At 63.5% G+C, this 21,310-nt stretch carries 22 protein-coding genes; 14 read left to right on the forward strand and 8 right to left on the reverse strand.

Annotation, left to right across the window (positions count from 1 at the left end; translation table 11 throughout):
- Window positions 1-99 precede the first annotated feature (99 nt).
- From ASG84_RS28495 to ASG84_RS00330, 3 genes are all read left to right on the forward strand, one after another.
- On the forward strand, window positions 100-222 hold the full coding sequence (locus ASG84_RS28495; protein ID WP_268793463.1) for a hypothetical protein: 123 nt from the start codon (window positions 100-102) through the stop codon (window positions 220-222).
- A gap of 34 nt (window positions 223-256) precedes the next feature.
- Window positions 257-1,090 carry an alpha/beta hydrolase family protein gene (locus tag ASG84_RS00325; protein WP_057475076.1) on the forward strand — a complete coding sequence of 278 codons (834 nt, stop codon included), beginning with the start codon at window positions 257-259 and terminating at the stop codon, window positions 1,088-1,090.
- Between the two features lie 192 nt (window positions 1,091-1,282).
- Window positions 1,283-2,281, forward strand: coding sequence for an alpha/beta hydrolase (locus ASG84_RS00330; protein ID WP_057475472.1), 999 nt, complete (start codon window positions 1,283-1,285; stop codon window positions 2,279-2,281).
- Window positions 2,282-2,284: 3 nt separating this feature from the next.
- Here ASG84_RS00330 and ASG84_RS00335 read toward each other — a convergent pair whose 3' ends face one another.
- Entirely contained in the window at window positions 2,285-4,354 is a 2,070-nt protein-coding gene (locus ASG84_RS00335; protein WP_057475077.1) for a prolyl oligopeptidase family serine peptidase, read from the reverse strand.
- Window positions 4,355-4,469: 115 nt separating this feature from the next.
- On the opposite strand from ASG84_RS00335, the gene lpdA reads away from it, so the two are divergent.
- From lpdA to ASG84_RS00385, 10 genes are all read left to right on the forward strand, one after another.
- A complete protein-coding gene (gene lpdA, locus ASG84_RS00340; RefSeq protein WP_057475078.1) occupies window positions 4,470-5,885 on the forward strand; it encodes a dihydrolipoyl dehydrogenase in 1,416 nt (471 codons plus the stop codon).
- 260 nt (window positions 5,886-6,145) lie between these two features.
- Window positions 6,146-6,961: an MlaE family ABC transporter permease gene (locus tag ASG84_RS00345; RefSeq protein WP_057475079.1), complete on the forward strand. Its 816-nt coding sequence runs from the start codon at window positions 6,146-6,148 to the stop codon at window positions 6,959-6,961.
- A 12-nt stretch (window positions 6,962-6,973) separates the two neighbouring features.
- Window positions 6,974-7,846 carry an MlaE family ABC transporter permease gene (locus ASG84_RS00350; protein WP_057475080.1) on the forward strand — a complete coding sequence of 291 codons (873 nt, stop codon included), beginning with the start codon at window positions 6,974-6,976 and terminating at the stop codon, window positions 7,844-7,846.
- Window positions 7,846-8,886: an MlaD family protein gene (locus ASG84_RS00355; RefSeq protein WP_057475081.1), complete on the forward strand. Its 1,041-nt coding sequence runs from the start codon at window positions 7,846-7,848 to the stop codon at window positions 8,884-8,886. Before ASG84_RS00350 ends, ASG84_RS00355 begins: the two co-directional genes overlap by 1 nt.
- Window positions 8,887-8,891: 5 nt before the next feature.
- Window positions 8,892-9,887: an MlaD family protein gene (locus tag ASG84_RS00360; protein ID WP_235581472.1), complete on the forward strand. Its 996-nt coding sequence runs from the start codon at window positions 8,892-8,894 to the stop codon at window positions 9,885-9,887.
- The gene (locus ASG84_RS00365; protein ID WP_057475473.1) at window positions 9,884-10,900 is read left to right on the forward strand and encodes an MlaD family protein; all 1,017 of its coding nucleotides are present in this window, start codon (window positions 9,884-9,886) and stop codon (window positions 10,898-10,900) included. Before ASG84_RS00360 ends, ASG84_RS00365 begins: the two co-directional genes overlap by 4 nt.
- A complete protein-coding gene (locus ASG84_RS00370) occupies window positions 10,900-12,027 on the forward strand; it encodes an MCE family protein (protein WP_156399328.1) in 1,128 nt (375 codons plus the stop codon). Before ASG84_RS00365 ends, ASG84_RS00370 begins: the two co-directional genes overlap by 1 nt.
- Window positions 12,024-13,052: an MlaD family protein gene (locus ASG84_RS00375; protein ID WP_162248299.1), complete on the forward strand. Its 1,029-nt coding sequence runs from the start codon at window positions 12,024-12,026 to the stop codon at window positions 13,050-13,052. The genes ASG84_RS00370 and ASG84_RS00375 overlap by 4 nt, the downstream gene beginning before the upstream one ends.
- The gene (locus tag ASG84_RS00380) at window positions 13,049-13,993 is read left to right on the forward strand and encodes an MlaD family protein (RefSeq protein WP_057475085.1); all 945 of its coding nucleotides are present in this window, start codon (window positions 13,049-13,051) and stop codon (window positions 13,991-13,993) included. The genes ASG84_RS00375 and ASG84_RS00380 overlap by 4 nt, the downstream gene beginning before the upstream one ends.
- A gap of 33 nt (window positions 13,994-14,026) precedes the next feature.
- Window positions 14,027-14,635: a hypothetical protein gene (locus tag ASG84_RS00385; protein ID WP_057475086.1), complete on the forward strand. Its 609-nt coding sequence runs from the start codon at window positions 14,027-14,029 to the stop codon at window positions 14,633-14,635.
- 17 nt (window positions 14,636-14,652) lie between these two features.
- On the opposite strand, the gene ASG84_RS00390 is transcribed toward ASG84_RS00385, so the two are convergent.
- Together ASG84_RS00390 and ASG84_RS00395 are read right to left on the reverse strand one after the other, a co-directional pair.
- The gene (locus ASG84_RS00390; protein WP_082520704.1) at window positions 14,653-15,417 is read right to left on the reverse strand and encodes a class I SAM-dependent methyltransferase; all 765 of its coding nucleotides are present in this window, start codon (window positions 15,415-15,417) and stop codon (window positions 14,653-14,655) included.
- On the reverse strand, window positions 15,414-15,974 hold the full coding sequence (locus ASG84_RS00395; protein ID WP_057475087.1) for a carboxymuconolactone decarboxylase family protein: 561 nt from the start codon (window positions 15,972-15,974) through the stop codon (window positions 15,414-15,416). Before ASG84_RS00395 ends, ASG84_RS00390 begins: the two co-directional genes overlap by 4 nt.
- Window positions 15,975-16,065: 91 nt before the next feature.
- Here ASG84_RS00395 and ASG84_RS00400 point away from each other — a divergent pair, with 91 nt between their 5' ends.
- Window positions 16,066-16,977: an ABC transporter substrate-binding protein gene (locus ASG84_RS00400; protein WP_057475088.1), complete on the forward strand. Its 912-nt coding sequence runs from the start codon at window positions 16,066-16,068 to the stop codon at window positions 16,975-16,977.
- 121 nt (window positions 16,978-17,098) lie between these two features.
- Here the strand turns inward: ASG84_RS00400 and ASG84_RS00405 are convergent, their stop codons facing one another.
- From ASG84_RS00405 to urtB, 5 genes are read right to left on the reverse strand one after another with little or no spacing between them, the layout of a single operon-like run.
- Entirely contained in the window at window positions 17,099-17,770 is a 672-nt protein-coding gene (locus tag ASG84_RS00405; RefSeq protein ID WP_442970888.1) for a GntR family transcriptional regulator, read from the reverse strand.
- Between the two features lie 8 nt (window positions 17,771-17,778).
- On the reverse strand, window positions 17,779-18,471 hold the full coding sequence (gene urtE, locus ASG84_RS00410) for an urea ABC transporter ATP-binding subunit UrtE (RefSeq protein ID WP_057475089.1): 693 nt from the start codon (window positions 18,469-18,471) through the stop codon (window positions 17,779-17,781).
- Window positions 18,464-19,294 carry an urea ABC transporter ATP-binding protein UrtD gene (gene urtD, locus ASG84_RS00415; RefSeq protein ID WP_032380315.1) on the reverse strand — a complete coding sequence of 277 codons (831 nt, stop codon included), beginning with the start codon at window positions 19,292-19,294 and terminating at the stop codon, window positions 18,464-18,466. The genes urtE and urtD overlap by 8 nt, the downstream gene beginning before the upstream one ends.
- Window positions 19,291-20,382, reverse strand: a complete 1,092-nt coding sequence (gene urtC, locus ASG84_RS00420; RefSeq protein ID WP_057475090.1) for an urea ABC transporter permease subunit UrtC — start codon at window positions 20,380-20,382, stop codon at window positions 19,291-19,293. The genes urtD and urtC overlap by 4 nt, the downstream gene beginning before the upstream one ends.
- Window positions 20,379-21,263 carry an urea ABC transporter permease subunit UrtB gene (gene urtB, locus ASG84_RS00425; RefSeq protein WP_027498414.1) on the reverse strand — a complete coding sequence of 295 codons (885 nt, stop codon included), beginning with the start codon at window positions 21,261-21,263 and terminating at the stop codon, window positions 20,379-20,381. Before urtB ends, urtC begins: the two co-directional genes overlap by 4 nt.
- Window positions 21,264-21,310 lie beyond the last annotated feature (47 nt).

Raw genomic sequence — 21,310 nt, forward strand, 5'->3', positions numbered from 1 at the left:
ACCCGGCTTTCGAGGTTTCGAAGTGTCATTCGTTCGACCGAAAAGCTCTGCATCAGTCGATGATTCGTCGCCGATCCGGTAGACCTGAATAGATCGCCGGTGCGTCGGGCATCGACGGGAACTCCGGGGGGCATCATGCTCGAATCCATCGTCGGCTTCATCAACAGTCAGCTGTTCTGGTTCAGCTGGTCTACGGGTAGCTTCCACCCGATCATCCTCTAGTCGGCTGCACGGGCCCACGTCATAAGGTGGGCCGATGCAGACGGTTCCTATTCAGATGCCCGACGGTTCGACGGTGCCGGTGACACTGTTTCCGGGCGAGGGTCGAGACGATGCGCCCGTCATCGTGATTCTGCCGGGTCTCGGGATCCCCGGCGGCTACTACCGGCTGTTTGCCGAGGCGCTCGTCGCGCGCGGCTTTCATGCTGCGATAGGCGATCTTCGCGGTCAGGGTGACAGTGAGCCGAAGCCGAGCTCGTCGAGCAGATACGGGTATCAGGAACTGGTGTCGGTCGACTTTCCCGCGATCTTCGAGGTGGTTCGGGAGCAGTTCCCGGAAGCGACCCCCTACCTTCTCGGTCACAGCATGGGTGGGCAGCTCGGGTCGATGTACGCCGCCCGTATCCGAGGCAGGCTCGGCGGATTGATTCTGGTGGCGTCCGGCTCGCCGTATCACCGTGGCTTCGGTACGACCCGCGGCGTCCCGCTGTACGTGGGCGCTGCCGCTATGGCGATCACCAGTAGCATCGCCGGCTTCTGGCCGGGTGACCGAATCGGTATCGGCGGCTTCGGTCGTCAGTCACGCGTCCTCATCGACGATTGGTCCCGATTCGCACGCACCGGATCGATCGAGCCGGCGGGGGCGGACATGGACTACGAGGAACGTATGGGTCGGCTGACGCTTCCGGTGCTTGCGATCACCATCGAAGGTGACGACCTCGCACCGCGCGGGTCGATGGACAACCTCGTCCGCAAGCTCGTTCATGCTGACGTCACCTCGAAGCACGTGGACGAGCCTCTCGGTCACAACGGCTGGATCCGTAACCCCACCGTGGTGGCCGACCTCGTGGCCGAGTGGATGCGCAGGTAGTCCACTTGAATTAACTTTCGGTTTTTCGCACACTATTCGTCATTTCAACATACTTCCGGTTCGTTTTGGTGTACAAAGCTTTTGAACCAACAATTGTTCGACGACGTTAGTGGGCACGACATGAACGGCGTGGGGGATTCGATTCGTCGACGAAGGGGTGGGGTCGGGTTCGCTCGTTCGACCGGACGCGGAATGGCAGTACTGTGCGCGGTTGCCTGCATGACGGCTGCGATGCAGCCTCTCGCACTCGCCGCGCCTGTCGACTCGCTGCCGATTCCATCGACGGCGTCCTACGTGGTGCGCACCGAGGCTGCCGACGACGTTGCCATGACCGCGTTCGTCCACTCGGCAGCGATGGATCGAACGATTCCGCTCAAGATTCTGCGTTCACCCGACCGGACGGCACCGAGCCCCACGCTGTATCTGCTCAACGGTGCGGGCGGCGGACTCGACGGAATGGACTGGTACACCCAAACCGATGTCGTGTCCTTCTTCGCCGACAAGAACGTCAACGTGGTGACTCCGGTCGGTGGGGCGTACTCCTACTACACGGATTGGCAGCGCGACGATCCCGCACAGGGCCGTAACAAGTGGGCGACGTTCCTGGCAGACGAACTGCCCCCGCTCATCGATGACCTGCTGAAGACCAACGGTCGCAACGCAATTGCCGGTATCTCGATGGCGGCGACATCGGTGCTGAATCTGGCGATTCGGAATCCGGGGCTCTACAGGGCCGTCGGCTCGTACAGCGGCTGTGCTTCGACAACCGACCCGTTGGGCAAGGCGTACGTCAAGACCGTCGCGTCGTTGGCTCTCGGAACCGACGTGACCAACATGTGGGGCCCCGACGGTGATCCCGACTGGATTCGCAACGACGCGGTCGTCAACGCCGAGAAGTTGCGCGGAACCGAGCTGTACATCTCCAACGGCAGCGGTCTGGCGGGAGCATCGGACACTCTGGACGGGACCAATCCCAACGGACCGGGCTTCGTACTGCTCAACCAGATGATCGTGGGCGGCGCTATCGAGGTGGCAACGGGGGACTGCACGCGGCGTCTGCAGACTGCTCTCGGCCGCCTCGATATTCCGGCCCACTTCGAGCTCCGTGATCGGGGGACCCATTCGTGGGGTTACTGGGAGACCGATCTGCACAACTCGTGGCCGATGTTCGAGGACGCTCTCGCCGGCTGACCGTCAGCTGCGAGCGAGGTGCCGCCACAGAAACTCGTAGGTCAACGCCGTCTTGAAGGCCAATTGCGCGTTGTCCGACGCCCCGCCGTGTCCGCCCTCGATGTTCTCGTAGTAGTTCACATCGTGACCGAGTTCGGCCAACCGAGCCGCCATCTTGCGAGCATGTCCGGGGTGGACCCGGTCGTCCCGCGTCGAGGTCGCGATCAGGATCGGTGGATACCGCCGCTCCGACGCGGCCACCACGTTCTGATAGGGGGAGTACTGCGAGATGAACTCCCACTCGTCGGGGTTGTCCGGATCGCCGTACTCGGCCACCCAGGACGCGCCTGCGAGCAGCAGGTGGTAACGCTTCATGTCCAACAGCGGTACCTGACATACCAACGCGCCGAACAGTTCCGGGTACTTCGTCACCATGATGCCCATCAACAGGCCGCCGTTGCTACCGCCCTGAGCTGCCAGCTGCTCGGTGGTGGTGATGCCCCGGGTGACGAGATCACGCGCCACCGCTGCGAAGTCCTCGTGCACCAGATGACGTCCCGCACGCAGTACCTGGGTATGCCAGGACGGCCCGTACTCACCGCCGCCGCGGATGTTGGCGACGACGTAGGTGCCACCACGTTCGAGCCATGCTCGTCCGGTTGCGCCGCTGTAGCCGGGAGTCATCGAGATCTCGAAGCCGCCGTAGCCGTACAGCATCGTGGGGCCGGGACCGGCGTCGACGCGACGGACGACGAAGTAGGGGATCTGTGTTCCGTCGTCCGAGCGGGCGAAGAACTGCTCCACCGTCATGCCGTCGGCGTCGAAGAACGCCGGGGTCTGCTTGAGGATCTCCAGTTCGGCCCCCACCGTGCCGAGCAGCAGTGTCGCCGGAGTGAGGTAGCCGGAGGACGACAGGAAGAACTCGTCGCCGTTCTCCTCGGCGTCCGTACCGATGATCTCGGTGGACGTCAGGTCGGACAACCCGTCGACGGTGGTGGTGTCCCACTCCGTCGTGCGCGTTTTGCGCCCCTCCAGGTACGCAGAACGCGCACGAGGGGTGAGGACGTGCAACTGCGTTCGTACGTCCTGCAGTGTCACCAGCAGCAGATGATTCTCGGTCCACGCGTACTGATGCAGGGATGTGTGCTCGTCCGGCGCGAACAACACCGTCAAAGATGTTGTACCGGAAATGAACTCGTCGAAGTCCGCAGCGAGCAGTGCGCCGGCCGGGTAAGTGGTGTCGCCGACGGTCCACGGCGTCATCGTCCGAACCAGCAGCCAGTTCTCGTGCACCGAGGTCGACGCGTCGGTGGGCGTCGGGATCAGGGTCAACGCGGACCCGCCGAGTAGGTAGGTCTCGGAGTTGTAGAAGTCGGTGGCCCGCTGAACGAAGTCACGCTCGAAGCCGGGGGTTCGATCGTGCCAGGCGGAGATCGAGATGTCCTGGGCTTCTCCCTCGAAGACGGTCTCGGCCTCGACGAGGTCGGTGCCGCGCCGCCACCGCTTGGTGATCCGCGGGTAGCCCGATTCGGTGAGTGAACCGTCCCCGAAATCCGTTCCGACGAAGACGGTGTCGGCATCGATCCAGCCGATGTCGGTCTTGGCCTCGGGTAGTGCGAATCCGCCGTCCTCCGGCGCGCGGAACGTGCGGGAGTCGAGGTCGAACTCACGAACCACCGTCGCGTCGGCTCCGCCGCGGGACAGAGTGACCAGCGCCAGTCTCTGGTCGGGACGCAGCACCTGGGCTCCGCCCCACACCCAATTCTCGCCCTCGCTCTCGGCCAGCGCGTCCAGATCGAGCAGCACGTCCCATACCGGATTCTCGGTTCGGTACTCGTCCATCGTGGTTCGACGCCAGAGGCCGCGGACGTGCTCGCCGTCGCGCCAGAAGTTGTACAGAAACTGCCCACGGCGGCGGGCGTACGGAATGCGGGCATCGGTGTCGAGAATCTCTCGGATGCTCGCCTCGGTGGCGTCGAAGGCCGTGCCGCTCAGCGCCTCGACCGTCACCTCGTTCTTCTCGCGTACCCACGCGAGCGCAGCGTCGCCGGTGACGTCTTCGAGCCAGAGGTACGGGTCGTCCGAAATTGCCATTCCACAGTTCTAGCAGCAGACGCGTCCTCGGGTCGGTCGGCCGACCGGAGGCTACCGGCGGGTAACGAAGACCAGGTCGAGACAGTGCGGCAGAGCACGACTACGCTGGGGACTCGTGACCTCACACTATGACGTCGTTGTCCTCGGAGCCGGTCCCGGTGGGTACGTCGCTGCTATCCGCGCGGCACAACTCGGACTCAGCACTGCCATCATCGAGAAGAAGTACTGGGGCGGTGTGTGCCTGAACGTCGGCTGCATCCCGTCCAAGGCCCTTCTCCGTAACGCCGAGTTGGCGCATCTCTTCACCAAAGAGGCCAAGCTGTTCGGCATTTCGGGTGAAGCGTCCTTCGACTTCGGCGCGGCATTCGACCGCAGCCGCAAGGTCGCGGACGGACGCGTCAAGGGCATCCACTTCCTGATGAAGAAGAACAAGATCCCCGAGTACGACGGCCAGGGCACGTTCACCGACGCCAACACCATCGAGGTCGAGCTGACCAAGGGTGGCACCGAGACGATCACGTTCGACAACGCGATCATTGCGACCGGCAGCACCACCAAGTTGCTCCCGGGAACCGAGCTGAGCAAGAACGTCGTCACGTACGAAGAGCAGATCATGACCAAGGATCTGCCGGGGTCGATCCTCATCGTCGGTGCCGGCGCGATCGGCATGGAGTTCGGCTACGTGCTCAAGAACTACGGCGTCGATGTGACCATCGTCGAGTACCTCGATCGCGCGCTTCCGAACGAGGACAAGGACGTCTCGAAGGAAATCGAGAAGCAGTACAAGAAGCTCGGCGTCAAGGTCATCACCGGCGCAGGCGTGCAGAGCATCGACGACGACGGCTCCAAGGTCACCGTCGAGATCAAGCACAACAAGTCCGGTGAGAGCGAGACGTTCACCGTCGACAAGGTGATGCAGTCCGTCGGGTTCTCGCCGCGCGTCGAAGGATTCGGCCTCGAGAAGACCGGCGTCGAACTCACCGATCGCGGTGCCATCGGCATCACGAACACGATGCAGACCAACGTCCCGCACATTTACGCCATCGGCGACGTCACGGCGAAGCTTCAGCTCGCCCACGTCGCGGAGGCGCAGGCCGTGGTGGCTGCCGAAACCATCGGCGGCGCAGAGACATTGCCGATCGACGACTACCGCATGATGCCCCGCGCCACGTTCTGCCAGCCGCAGGTCGCCAGCTTCGGGCTCACCGAGGATCAGGCTCGCGAGGAGGCACAGGCTCGCGGATCGGACATCAAGGTCGCGAACTTCCCGTTCGCCGCCAACGGCAAGGCACACGGCCTGGGCGACGCGACGGGCTTCGTCAAGCTCATCGCCGACACCGAGCACGGCGAGCTTCTGGGTGGCCACCTCATCGGACCGGATGTCTCGGAGCTGCTGCCCGAGCTGACCCTGGCCCAGAAGTGGGACCTGACGGTCAACGAGCTGGCCCGCAACGTCCACACGCACCCGACTCTGTCGGAGGCGCTGCAGGAAGCGATCCACGGCCTCGCAGGCCACATGATCAACTTCTGATCCTCTCCCCGAACACGACGGCGGCGACCACTTCGGTGGTCGCCGCCGTTCGTTGTGACGGCGCTCAGTTCTGATGGTCAACTCGGATCATGAAGCAGTGCTATCGATTCTGTGAACAGTCATAGGTCGATAGGTGATGAAAACGTCACCTGCCCGGAGACCAGCTGATACTTTCCCTTTCGCGACGCTCCGAGGGGTTCGGTGCGCGCTGCGGAAGCACCCACAAGTGCTTCGCAACATCACCAGGGGGGTGAGTCGAGTTGGCGATCCGATCGAACGTCAGCGGAGCCGGGCGCTCGCGCGTGTCCACCGGATTTCGTACCTTCGGTCGCGCGCTCGAGCTGGCCCTCGACGCCTTCGTTCACCTCGTTGCCGACATCGTCCGACTGCGCCATCCATGGCGTGATTCGGTCGATCAAGCCTGGTTCGTTGTCACCGTCACTGCAGTTCCCGCCATCCTTGTCTCCATCCCGTTCGGGGTCATCGTCTCGGTCCAGGTAGGTTCGCTCACCGACCAGATCGGGGCCACGTCGATCGCCGGCGCCGCGGGCGGTCTCGGGGTGATCCGGCAGGGCGCGCCCATCGTCGCCGCTCTGCTTCTCGGTGGGGCCGCCGGTTCGGCCATCGCCGCGGACCTCGGATCGCGCACGATCCGCGACGAGATCGATGCGCTGAAGACCATGGGCATCGACCCGGTCCGACGCCTCGTCGTACCCCGGCTCGCGGCGATTCTGTTCGTAGCACCGCTGTTGTGCATCCTGATCATCTTCATGGGGATCGCCGCCGGGTACATGATCAATGTCGGATTTCAGGGCGGCACACCGGGAAGCTACATCTCGTCGTTTGCATCCTTCGCGTCGGTCGGCGATCTGGTGGTCGCCCTGATCAAGACGGAGATCTTCGGGGTGATCGTGGTCATCGTCGCCTGTCAGCGCGGCTTTGCCGCCGTGGACGGGCCCCGCGGCGTAGCCAATGCCGTCAATGCTGCTGTTGTCGTCGGAGTGATCTCGGCCTTCACCGTCAATGTGGTCATCACTCAGTTGGTGGCCATGTTCATGCCGCAGAAGCTGGGATAGGGAGTCCAATCGATGGCAACACCATCTCGCTACTCGCCGCACGGCACCGTCCAGGTCGGCCGGTACGTCCAGCGCCTCGGGCGCGGTCCCGGTTCGATGCTGCAGGCGCTCGGTCATCAATTGACCTTCTGCGTGCAGGTGCTCACCGCCATTCCGCATACCGTGCGTACCTACCGTCGGCAGATGATGCTGATTCTCAGCGACATCACCTGGGGCAGTGGGGCATTGGTGGTCGGTGGGGGCACCGTCTCGGTGCTCGTCGTACTGGGTGTCGCGGTGGGGGCCTCCATCGGCATCGAGGGATTCAACACGCTGGGAATGGTGGGCATGGAACCGCTCACCGGGTTCGTCTCCGCCTATGCCAGCACCCGTGAGCTGGCACCGATGGTCGCGGCCATCGGCTTCGCCGCGCAGGCCGGGTGTCGCATGACCGCAGAGATCGGCGCAATGCGAATCTCCGAGGAAATCGATGCCCTCGAGGCGCAGGGAATTCGTTCGATCCCGTTCGTCGTCACCACGCGAGTGATCGCGGGCATCATCACCATCGTTCCGCTCTACCTGCTGACGTTGATTCTCAGTTACGTTGCGTGCCAGGTGGTCGTCAACGTGTTCAACGGCCAGTCCTCGGGTACCTACGATCACTACTTCACGGCGTTCCTGCAGCCGATGGACGTCGTCTGGTCGCTGCTCAAGGCGACGATATTCGTCATCACCATCATCCTGATCCACGGCTACCAGGGCTACTACGCATCCGGCGGACCCGAGGGTGTGGGGCGGGCATCGGGGCGCGCGATCAGAGCGAGTCTGATCGCCGTCGTCGTTCTGGACATGATCCTGACGATCGTGCTGTGGGGATTCGATTCGGGCATAAGGATTTCGGGCTGATGGCAGTTTTCGAGGATTTGTCCGGACGGTCTGCCGGGCCGGCTGCGCTCAGAACGCGTGGGCTGGTCGTCGTCGCGATCGTCGCTGTTGTGGCGGTGCTGCTCACCGCCTACGCCAAGGGATATTTCGAGTCGAAGTTCCCGTTGACCATCGATGCGGCAACCGTCGGCGATGGTCTTGCCCCGGGGGCCGAGGTCAAGTTCAGGGGACTTGCGATCGGTACCGTCGACCGGATCGACACACTCGGATTCGGTCGCCAGCGAATCGAATTGTCCATCGACGGAGCTCAATCGGCAGAATTGACCGAGACGCTGCAGGCCCAGTTCACGTCGTCCAACGTCTTCGGTTCGACGGCCATCGAGCTGATCTCCGACGGTAGGGGCGAAGCCCTTCCGGAGAACTCGACGCTCACCATTGCACCGGATAGTGCCAATGTCACTGTCACCAGCGTCTTTCGGCGGGTCGCGGCATTGACCGAGGTGCTCGATACCGACCAGGTGCAACACCTGAGGGATCTGCTGGCTCGGATCTCCTCGGACGTGTCGGAAAGCCTGAAGCCCTACTTCGACACCGCCCGTATGCTCACCGAGAATCAGATCGATCCGCTGTCGCTCAAGTTGCATCGCGGCGGCGAACTGGGACAGGGCATCGACGATCTGATACCGCCGCTGCTGGATCTGGTGGTGGGAGTGGTGGACAACAGCGCCTACTACGAGCCGATGGACAACCGGACCCGCACCCTCGACGCCATCGACGGCCTGAGCAACGAATTGCTTGTTCCGTTGGGCAAGTTGCTCGAGACGAACAACCCGAACCTGACGAAGTTGCTCTCGACCACTCTGGACCTGTTGGTGCCGATCACCGCCTCGCTCGGAACATTGGCCCCGGCATACGACCGGGTGCCGACGGTCATCGACGGTGTGTCCGATGCGTTCCCGATGGTCGACGGTGCGCCGCAACTGCAGCTCGACGTCATCGTGCGCACGATGCCGAACATGACGAGCGCAGTGTCCGCATACGAAAGTCGGGGGGAGCGGTGATCAAAGTGAGCGGGACCGTCGTCAAATTGGTGGTGTTCACCGTGGTGATCGTGCTGTGCGCATACGTGATCGTCGCAGCGTTGCGAACTCCTGTGAGCGGTGAGAAGTCTTATTACACAGCGACCTTCGACGATGTATCGGGATTGTACGAGGGCGACGATGTTCGCATGTCGGGAGTGCAGATCGGCAAGGTCGAGTCGATCGAGCTCGACGGCTCACTGGCGACGGTGTCGGTGGAGGTCGAGTCCTCTCGGTCGGTGTACGAGACAACGCAGGCAGCCGTCAGATACCAGAACCTGCTCGGTCAGCGGTACGTCGAACTGGTGCAATCGGGATCCGATTCCGGGCTGCTACTTCCTGCCGGTTCCACCATCTCGCTCGAGAACACGGTGCCTTCCTTCGACATCACCGAGTTGTTCAACGGGTTCGAGCCGATCTTCGACACATTGGACACCGATCAGCTGAACCTGTTCGCGCAGAACATTCTTCGGATGGTGCAGGGCGACGGCAGCGGAATAGCGCCGGTGTTGAGAGACATCGACACCATCACCACCTTCGCCACCCAACGTGAGGCGATCATCGCCCTGCTGATCGACAACCTGGGCCGCATCTCCTCGACCATCGGCGGAAAGTCGGCATCGGTGGCGAGCCTCGTCGAGCAGTTGACCTCGCTGGTATCGCGCTTGAGTACCGAGATGGATCGCGTCCTGTCGTCCCTCGATCAGACCAACTACGGCTTCGGCCCACTGGTCGGACTGGGCGAGCAACTGCGCGACGCCTACGACGGCGGATACGCACCGGTGGACGGCATGCTTCGGCGGCTGATCCCGCAAACCGATCAGGTGACGGAGGTGCTGGCATTGGCCCCGTCGTTGTTGACCGGATTGAACCGGAGTATCCCCGAACCGGGGCAGACCTACACGTGTAGTCGAGGACAGCAGGATATTCCGGGAATCGGTCGGATCGTTCTCGGTAATCAGAATTTGGTGGTGTGCCGATGAACAGAACGGTCCGCAAGGGCGTTCGCGACGAGCAGTCCGAGAACCGCAAGCATCTGACGTGGGGTCTGCTCGGCGCGCTCGTGGCTGCAGCCCTGCTGCTGGGAGCAGGAGCGGTGTACGCCGTGCCGTTCGGCGAGAAGACATACGTCGCGCATTTCGGCTCGTCCGGTGGCCTGGCGGCCGGGGACGAGATCCGAATTGCCGGCATCGCAGTCGGCGCAGTGCGCACGGTGGCTCTCGCGGGCGATCACGTCGACGTCACATTCGGAGTGGATCGCGATGTCTTCGTCGGTGATACCTCGAGTCTCTCGGTGCAATTGCTGACTCCGATCGGTGGGCACTACGTCAAGCTCGTGTCCGCCGGCGAGGCACCTCTCGGCGATACCCCCATTCCGACGGAGCGCACCAAGACCCCGTTCGACCTTTCGAAGACACTCGAGCAGGTGACACCGTTGGTCCGCGACATCGACGGCTCGACACTGCGCGCGACCATCGCCGAGGTGGACGCGGCGTTGACCGTCCAGCCGGAGTCGACTCGCCGGGTGGTCGACAATCTCACCCAACTCACCGATGTGATCGCTCAGCGCTCCGATCAACTCGAAAGGGGTTTGGCGGTGTCCGACGAGTACACCGCGGCTCTGTCGTCCGATGACCTCATGCTGGACGAGTTGGTGCGGCAACTGGGGACTCTGACCAAAGGCTTCGGTGACAAGCGCACGGATGTGGTCAGCGCCTTCGATCTTTTGAAGCGCCTGTTCGCGCTGTTGCACCGGCCCCTGATGGCATACGAGGAGGGCATCGAGCCTTCGGTGGTGCAGCTGGAGGAGATAGTGCAGAAGGTCTTCGCGCAATTCGGCGACTTCGATGCGGCGCTGACCCAGGTCAAGACCGCCTCCGACCAGATCGGCGCATTGGTGGCACACGGTGACGCCGATGGTGCGGTCGTCGATCAGTCGCAGAGCGTCGTCACCGGCGCGGCCGTGTGTATTCCGCTTCCGGGGAGGGCGTGCTGATGGCTCCACAGTGGAAGCGACCGGTCGTGGTCGCAGTATCGCTGGTGGCAGTGGCCGCACTGACCGGTACCGTTGCGTCCGCGAGTGGTTCGCTCGATGTGGTGGGCCGAACCTCCAGTGTCTGTGCGGAATTCACCGACACGGTAGGCCTGTACGAGGGCAACTCGGTCTCCATGCTCGGCGTCGAGGTGGGAACGGTGACGTCCATCGCCACCGACGAGGACGTTCCCGACGGCGTCTTGGTGACCATGGAGGTGGACGAGAACCTCGCCTTACCGGCCGATGTGGGCGCGGTGACATTGTCCAGTTCCATTGTTACCGACCGGCGCGTGGAATTCACCGAGCCGTACACCGACGGGCCCGGTTTCGACCGAACCGAGTGCATTCCGCTGGCGCGCACGCGGACTCCTCTCGGTGCGAGCGAGACCTTCGATGCCGTTTCGAAGCTCGCCACGGATCTGCTCGGTCCGGCCGATGCAGACGGTAATCGACCGGAGATACTCGGCAACACCCTTCGATCGCTCGACGATGCCCTCGACGGATCTGGGCCACAGCTCAATTCGGCCATCCAGCAGCTCTCGGTGCTGGTGGGTGAGCCCACCGACCGGGATGCCACCGTGCGACGTCTGATCGACAATATCGACAAGCTCGTCGACGTGTTCGCGGTCAACTGGCCCGACGTCGCCAAGCTGCTGGACAACTTGAAGGCGGGCATGATCACGCTGTCCGAATTCACCAACGAGTTCTCCGACGCAGTGGGGTTGGCGGTGGAGCTCATTCCCGTCCTGGAACGACAACTCGACAAGTACAGCGACAAGATCTATGCATTTTTGGACCAGTTGATACCCATCGTGGACGTGGGGCTGGGGCGTATCGGCGATATCAAGGACATTCTCGAACAGGTCCCCGCCGTGACCGATTCGTTGGTGACGCTCTACGACGAGGATCTGCGTGCGGGCCGATTGACTTACCACCCGCCGCAATTCGAGATCGACACCAATTCTCCGAACGAGATCTGTGCGGTGATCAACAAGTACCGCCCCACCTGTTCGGCCGACCAGCAGCGCGGCGATGTCATCGACGTCGGACTGGTGCAGTTGATTCTCGGATCGGCGGGATGGCGATGACGCGAACACGATTCCGGGCCGCAACGATTCTGGTGATCGGAACGGTGATCGCCGGGTGCAGCGTGAACCCGGCCGATCTGCCGATCCCCGGCAGCTATGTCGACGGCGACAAGTACACCGTGGACATCGAGTTCGCCAGCGTGCTGAATCTGCCGGCCAAAGCCAAGGTGGTCGTCGACGGCGTCGATGCCGGGGTTCTGGACCACGTGACGCTCGAAGACGACAAAGCGGTTGCGACGGTCGATCTGGCGGCCGCGGTCCGCCTACCCGAGAACACGATCGCCGAGCTTCGGCAGAGCACAATTCTGGGCGAGATCTACATCTCGCTCCAGCCGCCCGAGAATGATTCCGGTGGTGGCGAATTGGCGGACGGGGATCTCATTCCTCTCGAACGGACCGTGCCGGCCGACAACGTCGAGGACGTATTGCGCGGGTTGTCGAACGTGGTGACCGGAGGACACGTGGTCCAACTGCAGGAGGCGGTGAACAACGTCAACGCGGCGGTGCCGCAGGATCCACAGATGTTCGATCGGGTGAACACTGCGGCCCGTGCGGCCATTGCCGATCTCGGAGCCAACACCGTCGACATCGACCGGATTCTCGCTGCAGCAGAGGGAGTTTCGAATACGCTGATACAGCAGGAGGCGGGACTGACGCGGGTGTTGGACCTGGGCCCATCGCGGGCTCAGGGACTTTCCGAGGTGCTCTTCAGTGTGGTGAATTTGATCCTCGCCCTCGGTTACGGGACGCAGCACGTCGGTGACGTACTCGCTCCGCCCTATCAGGAATTGAGCGGCGCGATCGCCGTGATACTGCCCGCGATCATGACCATCTCGTCGGCCGACACCACCGTCCCGATGAACGCCGAGAAGGTGAATACTCTGCTGAGAGAGCGCCTCGTGCCCTTCTTCTCCACGACGCCGAACATCGCGATCGACTCCGTTCGAGCCGAAGAGGCACCGGACGCAGGGGCCAGGGCCGACGACATGATCGGCGTCCTGCGATCGATCGGAATAGTGCGATGAAATTCTCCACGGTGTTCTCACTCGTCGCGCTGTTGATACTCACCGTGGCCGGCATCGGCTACATGAGTATCGGTGTTCTCGGCATGGACCCGCGCCGCGACCACAACACGGTCATCGTGGAACTGGCGAGCTCAGGCGGTCTGATGACCACCTCACAGGTCACCTCACGCGGAATGAAGATCGGCGAGGTCGACGACATCGCCGTCACCGCCGACGGACTGAGCGTGACTCTCAGTCTGGATGCGAGCCATCGCATTCCGGTCGATTCCGATGCCGTCGTGGCCAACCTGTCGGTGGCGGGGGAGCAGTACCTCGACATCCGACCGCGCCACGCAGGCGCACCGTTCCTGCACGACGGGTCGGTGATCCCGGTGGATCGGACGCTCGTCTCGGCCACCGTCAGCGACACCCTCGGGAAAGTCGATGCGCTCGTGGCGCAGATCGACACCGGTGCGATCTCGGGACTGTCGGAGACCGCAAACACCGCGGTGGTGGGCCGCGACCCGGAGATCGACAACCTCGTCGACACTTTCAGGCTGCTCGCTCTGACACTGCGGGACAAGAACGAGGAGATCCGGCATCTCTACGACAACGCCCAGCAGCTCGGCCGACAGGCCTACGGTTACGGTCCGGTACTCACCGACGCCGGTCCGTGGGTGGGGTCCACCGGCCAGGGAGTGTCGAGTCTTCTGCAAGCGTTCGAGCAGTACTCCTATGTGGCCTCGGACGTGTGGGACGACGAGGTCGGTCCACTCGTCGCCAAGATCGACAGCTACCTGACACCGACATCCCCCGACCTGGCGTTGATCGCCACGTTGCTGAAGCCGTACACGGCACCGATCAAGCCCTTGCGGGTGGACGCCGGAAAGATCATCGACATGCTGGGGGGAATCTTCCCGGAGGGAGGGCCCGCGCGTGTAGCCGTGACCATCCCGAACTGACCGATTTCTCTATCCCACACTGGAGTGACCCTCATGACCGATACCGCGCCCCCTCAGGAACACGACACCCCGGCCGAGAGCTCGTCGACGGCCTCGGATTCCACTGCGCCCCAGGCGTCGACGACCTCCACTCCCCGCGGGTCCGGTCGCTCGACCTACACGGTTGTCGCAGCGGCACTGGCGGTGGTTGCCGTCGTGGTGGCAGCGGTGTTCGGCTACCTGTGGCACACCGCGGCAGGCGATCTCGCCGCTGCGCGGCAGCAGGAGACCGATCGGCAGATCGCATTGAACACAGCCCGGGACTACACGACCAGATCGCTGACGTACGACTACAACGACCTGGATGCATTCTTCGCCAGTGTCAAGGACGGTGCCGCGCAACCGTTGCAGGACCGGTACGACGGCGTGAAGGATGCACTGACGGCGATCATGACCGAGTCGCAGGTGGTCGCCTCGGGCGAGGCGCTCTCGGCAGCAGTCGATTCCGAGATCGACGGGGTGTACAAGATCTCGGTGTTCGCGCAGCAGCAGACCCGTAACGTGCAGTCGCCCGACGGCGGTACGGTGGCCAACATTCTCGCCGTGACCGTTTCCGATCACGACGGGCGATGGATCGTAGATGATTACGGACCTAAGAACTAGAAGACCGTCCCAGCCGTCTATTGCTTGGTGGCGCTGACGAATTGGGCCAGTCCGCGAATCTCCTGCTCGATATCGGTCATACCTGCCCGGTCGAAGATATCGGTGAACTGATTCTTCGGGAACATCCTGACGCCCGCCAGGCCGGTTCCGAAGCCCACCACCGAACCGAGCGGTGCCGGGCGTGGCTCGCAGCTGGTCATGATGGCGATGCGTCCACCCGGCCGTAGGACGCGAATCAACTCGTCCAGCACCGTCATCGGCTGCGGAACGAGATAGAGCGCGGCGTAGCAACAGACGGCGTCGAATGTCGCCTCCGCATACGGCAGATGCGCTGCATCCCCGCGCACGTATGCCGCACATGGGCCTCGGTTGTCGCGCACTGCCCGGGCAATCATCGCCTCGGAGATGTCGAACCCCACTGCGAGCCCGTCACCGGTGAGAGCCTCGGACAGGAACTTTGTGAAATTCCCTGGGCCACAGGCAACGTCGAGTACACGCTGCGGGCCGCTCAATCGAAGGTCGGCGACGGCTTTGGCGCGCTCGGCCGACATCGACATGCCGGCGATCCCCATCAGGGACACTCCGAACGGGCGCCACAGCTTTTCGTAGATCGCTGCCACCACACGATTGTTCATCGCGATACTCGCCGGCGACGGGTTCGGGGCCGGAACGTCCGGCAACAACTCGACGTAACCGCCGTCTGTGCGTGCCAGTCCGCGCAGCATCTCCGGCTCGATCATCTCGAGGGCGCGGCGCAGTGCCGTCTCGGTCGACTCGCTCATCGTCGTGGTGGCCGGTCGCCGTAGTCGCGTTCGACGCGCAGGGTGCCGAGAGTCGTTGCCAGGCCGTCGTATTGAGTGACCAAAAGCATGAATTCGATGAGGCGACGTTCGTCGAACTGCGTAGCGAGCTCGGCCCACGTGGTGTCGGTGAGCGATTTGGTATCGATGAGCTCGTCGACGGCGGTCAGAATGGTGCGGTAACGCGCCGACAGTCCCGGCGCGTCCGGTCCGGTCATGATCGACTCGAGTAGATCCCGGTCGATACCCGCGCGCCGGCCGAGCCGAATGTGGTGGTCCATTTCGTATGCGGAATCGCGTAGGTGGGCCACGCGCAGGATCACCATTTCCGATTCCTTGCGCGAGATCTTGCCGCCGGGCATCAGGTGCCCGCTGTAGAACAGCCAGGCTCGAAACAGGCCGCCGGTGCGACCGAGGGTGGTGAACAGATGGGGATTCGGCACGCCCGCACCCTTGGCTATCACCTTGCAGATGACCCAGTTGACGGGCCCGAGAGTCTTGGCGGTTCCGGACGGAATACGTGGAGTGGTCACAGTCACACCGTACCGACTGGCTGCCGGATCGTCATCGGGCTATTGAAGGCTAGGCTAACCTCTTTATGATCCAGCACAACCCACCTTCGGAGGACCCATGACGAAGTTCAAGGCTCGCATTGCCGGGCTCGCGCTCGTCGTCGTAGCGCTCGCTGTGACCGCGTGCTCGTCCACTGCGGCCACGACCGAGAGCGGTGACGCCAGATCGATCGAGACCGTTCGGGGAACCGTCGACGTTCCGGAAACCCCACTGCGCGTGGTCACTCTCGAGCCGGTCGAACTCGACACCACCGTCGCCCTCGGCGTCGTACCTGTCGGCACCGCGGTACTCAGTGAGGTGAGCGGTGTGCCGTCGTATCTCGGTGCCGAAGCGGCAGGCATCGCGACGGTCGGCACCGTGGCCGAACCGACCATCGAGGACATTGCGGCCCTGCAACCCGACCTCGTTCTCGGCACCGAAACCCGGCACGCCGAGTACTACGACCAACTCTCCGCCATTGCACCGACGGTGTTCATCGCCTCCCAATCCGATCCGTGGCGCGACAGTGTCCGGTTCGTCGGACGCGTACTCGGCAGGGAGGCACAGGCGGAGGAACTGCTCGACGCATACGACGACCGGTGCGGCGAGATTGCCGAGAAGTTCGGAACCGAAGGGGAGACAGCGCAACTCATCCGGCCTCGCAACGGTGAGCTGACCTTGTACGGGCCGTCTTCGTTCGCCGGCAGCACCCTCGAGTGCGCAGGGTTCACCACTCCGCCGCGGACGGAATGGGCCGACGAGATCTCGGTCGACCTTTCGCCCGAACTGGCTGCCCAGGCGGCAGCGGACCTGATCGTCGTCACCGCTACCGATCCGTCGGACCCGGAAGCGATCCCGGCGTCGATCACCGCCAATGCAGCCGCGCTGCCGAATCCGCACGCGGTGGATCAGTCCTACTGGATCACGGGCGTCGGACCCAAGGGTGGACAGGCCGTGCTCGACGACATCGATCGAATTCTCTCGGACTAGTTGGGTCGTTCCGCAGGCTCCACTCCTGTCGGGCTAGTCGGGTCGATCCGCAGGCTCCACTCCTGTCGGGCTAGTCGGGTCGTTCCGCAGGCTCCACTCCTGGCGGGTCGCGTCTGACGCGTCAGATTCGGACGGCACCCGCCAGAGCCGCGGCGTGCTGGGCACGCTCGACCACTCGATCGCGCGAGGATTCGATGTGGGCGAGAAGTAGTTCCAGAGCGGTATCGAGGGTTCCGGCCAACACGTGCTCGACGATGTCGATGTGCTGATCGATCGCCGAGACGACGGCCGATGCATCGAGTCCACCGAGTATCCGTACCGGACGTACCTTGGCATTGACCGTGCACAGGGCATCGGTGAGTGCCGAATTACCCGACGTTGCAAGCAATGTCACGTGAAAGCTTTCGTCGAGAGCCACCAGGTCGTCGGTGGTGTCGGGCGGGTCGGTGCGGAGCGCGACCCAGGTGGCCGACAGGTTCGACAGTGCGGCCCGATCGAAGGACTGCGACGTCGAACGCGTGATGCCGCGGGCCTCGAGGGTGGCCCGCAGCTCGTAGAGATCGGGCAGGTCGGTCAGTCGAGGGCGGTAAGCATGCAGGCCGGCCTCGTCACGGGTGACGAGACCGTCGGCCTGCAACCGTGCCAGTGCCTCCCGCACGGGAGTGCGTGAGACCCCGTACAGCTCCGCGAGACGCTCCTCGCCGAGCCGTTCCGTGGAGCTGATGGCACCGGAGACAAGATCCCGGCGCAGCGACGAGTAGACCTTCTCGCGAAGGTCCTTGCGCGGCATCATTCGTCCGGTCAGATTGCCATGGCTGCGCGTACGTCGGCCTCGGATTCGGCTCCGCCCACGCCGGTGGACGTGATGCGGCCGGCCTCGAGGATGTAGTAGTTCTGAGCCGATTCCAACGCGAAGCCGATGTGCTGTTCCACCAACAACACGCCGAGTCCGCCGCGACGGGTGAGCTCGAGGATGGTGCGTTCGATCTCGGCGACCACCGACGGCTGGATGCCCTCAGTCGGCTCGTCCAGGATCAGCATCCGAGGTTCGGTGATCAGTGCGCGGGCGATGGCCAGTTGTTGGCGTTGACCACCCGAGAGCAATCCTGCTCTGCGGCCGAGCAATTCCTTCAGCGCCGGAAAGAGATCGAGTGCCTCGTCGACGAGAGCTTTGCCACGCTTGCGTCCGTCGGCGACCACCTGCAGATTTTCGGCCGTCGTCAACTGGCCGAACGACTGCTGACCTTGCGGCACGTAGGCGAGGCCCCGGGCGACGCGGGCGCTGGGTCGCAACGCACTGACATCCTCACCGTCGAACATGACCTTGCCGGAGTTCACCTTCAACAACCCGACCGCTGCGCGCAACAGCGTCGTCTTGCCTGCACCGTTGTGGCCCATCACCGCAGCCACACCGTCGGCCGGAACCGTCAGCGACGCACCGTGAATCACTTCGCTGCGGCCGTAACCGGTACGCACATCCACCAGTTCAAGCATGACCGGCTCCCTCTTCTGCGATCTGTTCGAGTTCCTCGCCCGCCGCGGCGGTGCCGAGATAGACCTCTTGGACTTTCGGATCGGCCTGGACCTCGGCCACGGTGCCCTCGGCCAGAACGCGTCCGGCAGCCAACACCGTCACCGAGGTGGCGAACATCCGCATGAAGTCCATGTCGTGCTCCACCACCACTACGGTTCGCTCACCGCCGATACGTTGCAGCAGCTGACCCGTCTCCTCGCGTTCCTCGTGGCTCATTCCGGCGACCGGCTCGTCGAGCAGGAGCACATCGGCGTTCTGTACCAACAACATTCCGATCTCGAGCCACTGCTTCTGGCCGTGCGCGAGGATCCCTGCGGCCTTGTCCCGTTCGGCTGTCAGGCCGATGGTCTCGAGGGCCTCCTCGATGGCAGGCAGCACCGATCCTCGACGACGCAACATCGTCAGCACCGATCGTCCGGATCCGGCGGCGATGTCCAGGTTCTGCAACACCGTCAGATTTTCGAAGATGCTGGCGGTCTGGAAGGTTCGACCGATGCCCAGGCGAGCGATCTGATGCACCTTCTTGCCCAGCAGTTCCACCCCGGATTTGGTGACCGAGCCGGTCGCCGGAACGAGACCGGTGATGGCGTCGATCAGCGTGGTCTTGCCGGCACCGTTGGGTCCGATGAGGAAGCGCAGATCGCCCTGCATCAGTGTCAGATCGACGTTCGTGTTGGCCTTGAAACCGTCGAAACTGACCGTGAGATCTCGGACTTCGAGGTACTGACTGGACATGCCGGCGTTGCCGCCGAACGTAGGCTGCGGGCCTTCGACATGGATCATCGTGCGAGTTCCTTCTCTGGTTCTGCGCTCGATTCGGGGACCGATTCGGCTTCCTGCTTTCGCTTGCGCAGTGCGAAGAGTCCGGCGATGCCGGCGGGGAAGAATCCGACGACCACCACGAACAGCAGCCCCTGCGCGTACGTCCAGCCGGACGGGAACTGCTCGGATAGCGTGGTCTGAGCCCACGCGACTCCGAGGGCACCGAGGACCGGGCCGAGAAGGGTGGTGCGGCCGCCGATGGCGACGCCGATGAGGAACGCGATGGACGGGACGATGCCGACGTCGTTGGGGGAGATGATGCCGACGATCGGAACGAACAGTGCTCCGGCCAGACCGGCGAAGAAGGCCGCGGCGACGTACGCCACGATCTTGACGTTGGCCGGGTCGTAACCGAGGAAGCGCACGCGCTCCTCCTGATCACGCACCGCCACCAGCAGCTCGCCGTAACGCGAGTACATCAGCTGGCGGGTGATGGCGACGACGGCGAGCAGCACGCCTGCGGCGATGAAGAAGAGCATCTGCTTGTTCGCGGGGTCGTTGAGGTTGAACCCGAAGAACGTGCGGAACCTGTTGAGCCCGTTCGAACCCCCGGTACTCTGCTGTCCGATGAGCAGGATGGCGAAGGCCGCGGCCAGGGCCTGACTGAGGATCGCGAAGTACGCGCCCTTGACCCGGCGCTTGAACACACCGAGTCCGAGAACCAGAGCCACCAGGGCAGGCACGAACAGGATGCCCAGGATCGTCGTGATGGGTGAGGTGAACGGCAGCCAGTACGAGGGCAATTCACGGATACCGGCGATGGACATGAAGTCCGGAACGGCGTCACCACGAAGATCGGCGTCGGAGATCTTCAGGTGCATGGCCATGATGTAGGCACCGATCCCGAAGAACACGCCCTGGCCGAGGGTGAGCATTCCGCCTCGACCCCAGGCCAATCCGATTCCGACGGCCACGATCGCGTAGCAGATGAACTTGCCCAGCAAATTCAACCGGAAGTCGCTGAGGACGGCCGGAGCGACGGCGAACAGCAGGATCGCGGCGAGCGCGAATCCCAGTAGAGCGCCGCGCTTGGCGATGAACTCGCTCATACCAGGCTCCTAGTCTTGACGGCGAACAAGCCCTGCGGGCGGGCCTGCAGGAAGATCACGATGAGGACGAACACGATGACCTTGGCGATCGAGGCCGTGGTGCTGTACTCGATGAACGAGTTGAGGATGCCGAGAGCGAAGGCGGCGATCACGGCACCCTTGATCTGGCCGAGTCCGCCGACGACGACCACGAGGAAGGCGTCGATCAGATAGCTCTGTCCCACAGTCGAACTGGTGGATCCGATCAGAGTCAGGGCCACGCCTGCGACGCCCGCCAGACCGGAGCCGAGGAAGAACGTCGAGATGTCGGTCCTGCGGCTCGAGATGCCCGAGGTCTCCGCCAGATCGCGATTCTGCACCACCGCGCGGATGCGTCGACCCATTGCGGTCTTCTTCAGCGCTATCGACAGTGCGACAACGGCGACGACGGCGAGGACGAGAATGAAGATTCTGGTCTTGGGGACCACCGCACCGAGAATGTCGACGCCGCCGCTCAGCCATTCCGGGGAGACGACGTTGACCGCCGGAGCGCCGAAGATGTCGCGTGCGAGCTGCTGCAGGATGAGCCCGACGCCGAACGTCACGAGCAGGGTGTCGAGTGGGCGGTGGTACATGCGCTGGATCAGCGTCACCTCGAGCAGCACACCCATCGCGCCGCCGACGAGGAAGCCGACGATCAGCGAGATGAACAGTGAGGCACCGCCGGTCGAGACGATCTGCTGCACAACGTAGGCCGTGTAGGAACCGGCCATGATGAACTCGCCGTGTGCCATGTTGATGACGCCCATCTGACCGAACGTCAGTGAGAGCCCGAGGGCGGCGAGCAAGAGAATGGATCCGATCGACAGGCCGGTGAACAACTGTCCGATCACGACGTCCATGGGGGAGCTCCTTCGGAGCTCGTGCGCGTTTTGCGTAGCCAGAGCTA

Origin of the sequence: Rhodococcus sp. Leaf278 (assembly GCF_001426085.1) — a bacterium.
Lineage (GTDB): Bacteria > Actinomycetota > Actinomycetes > Mycobacteriales > Mycobacteriaceae > Rhodococcoides.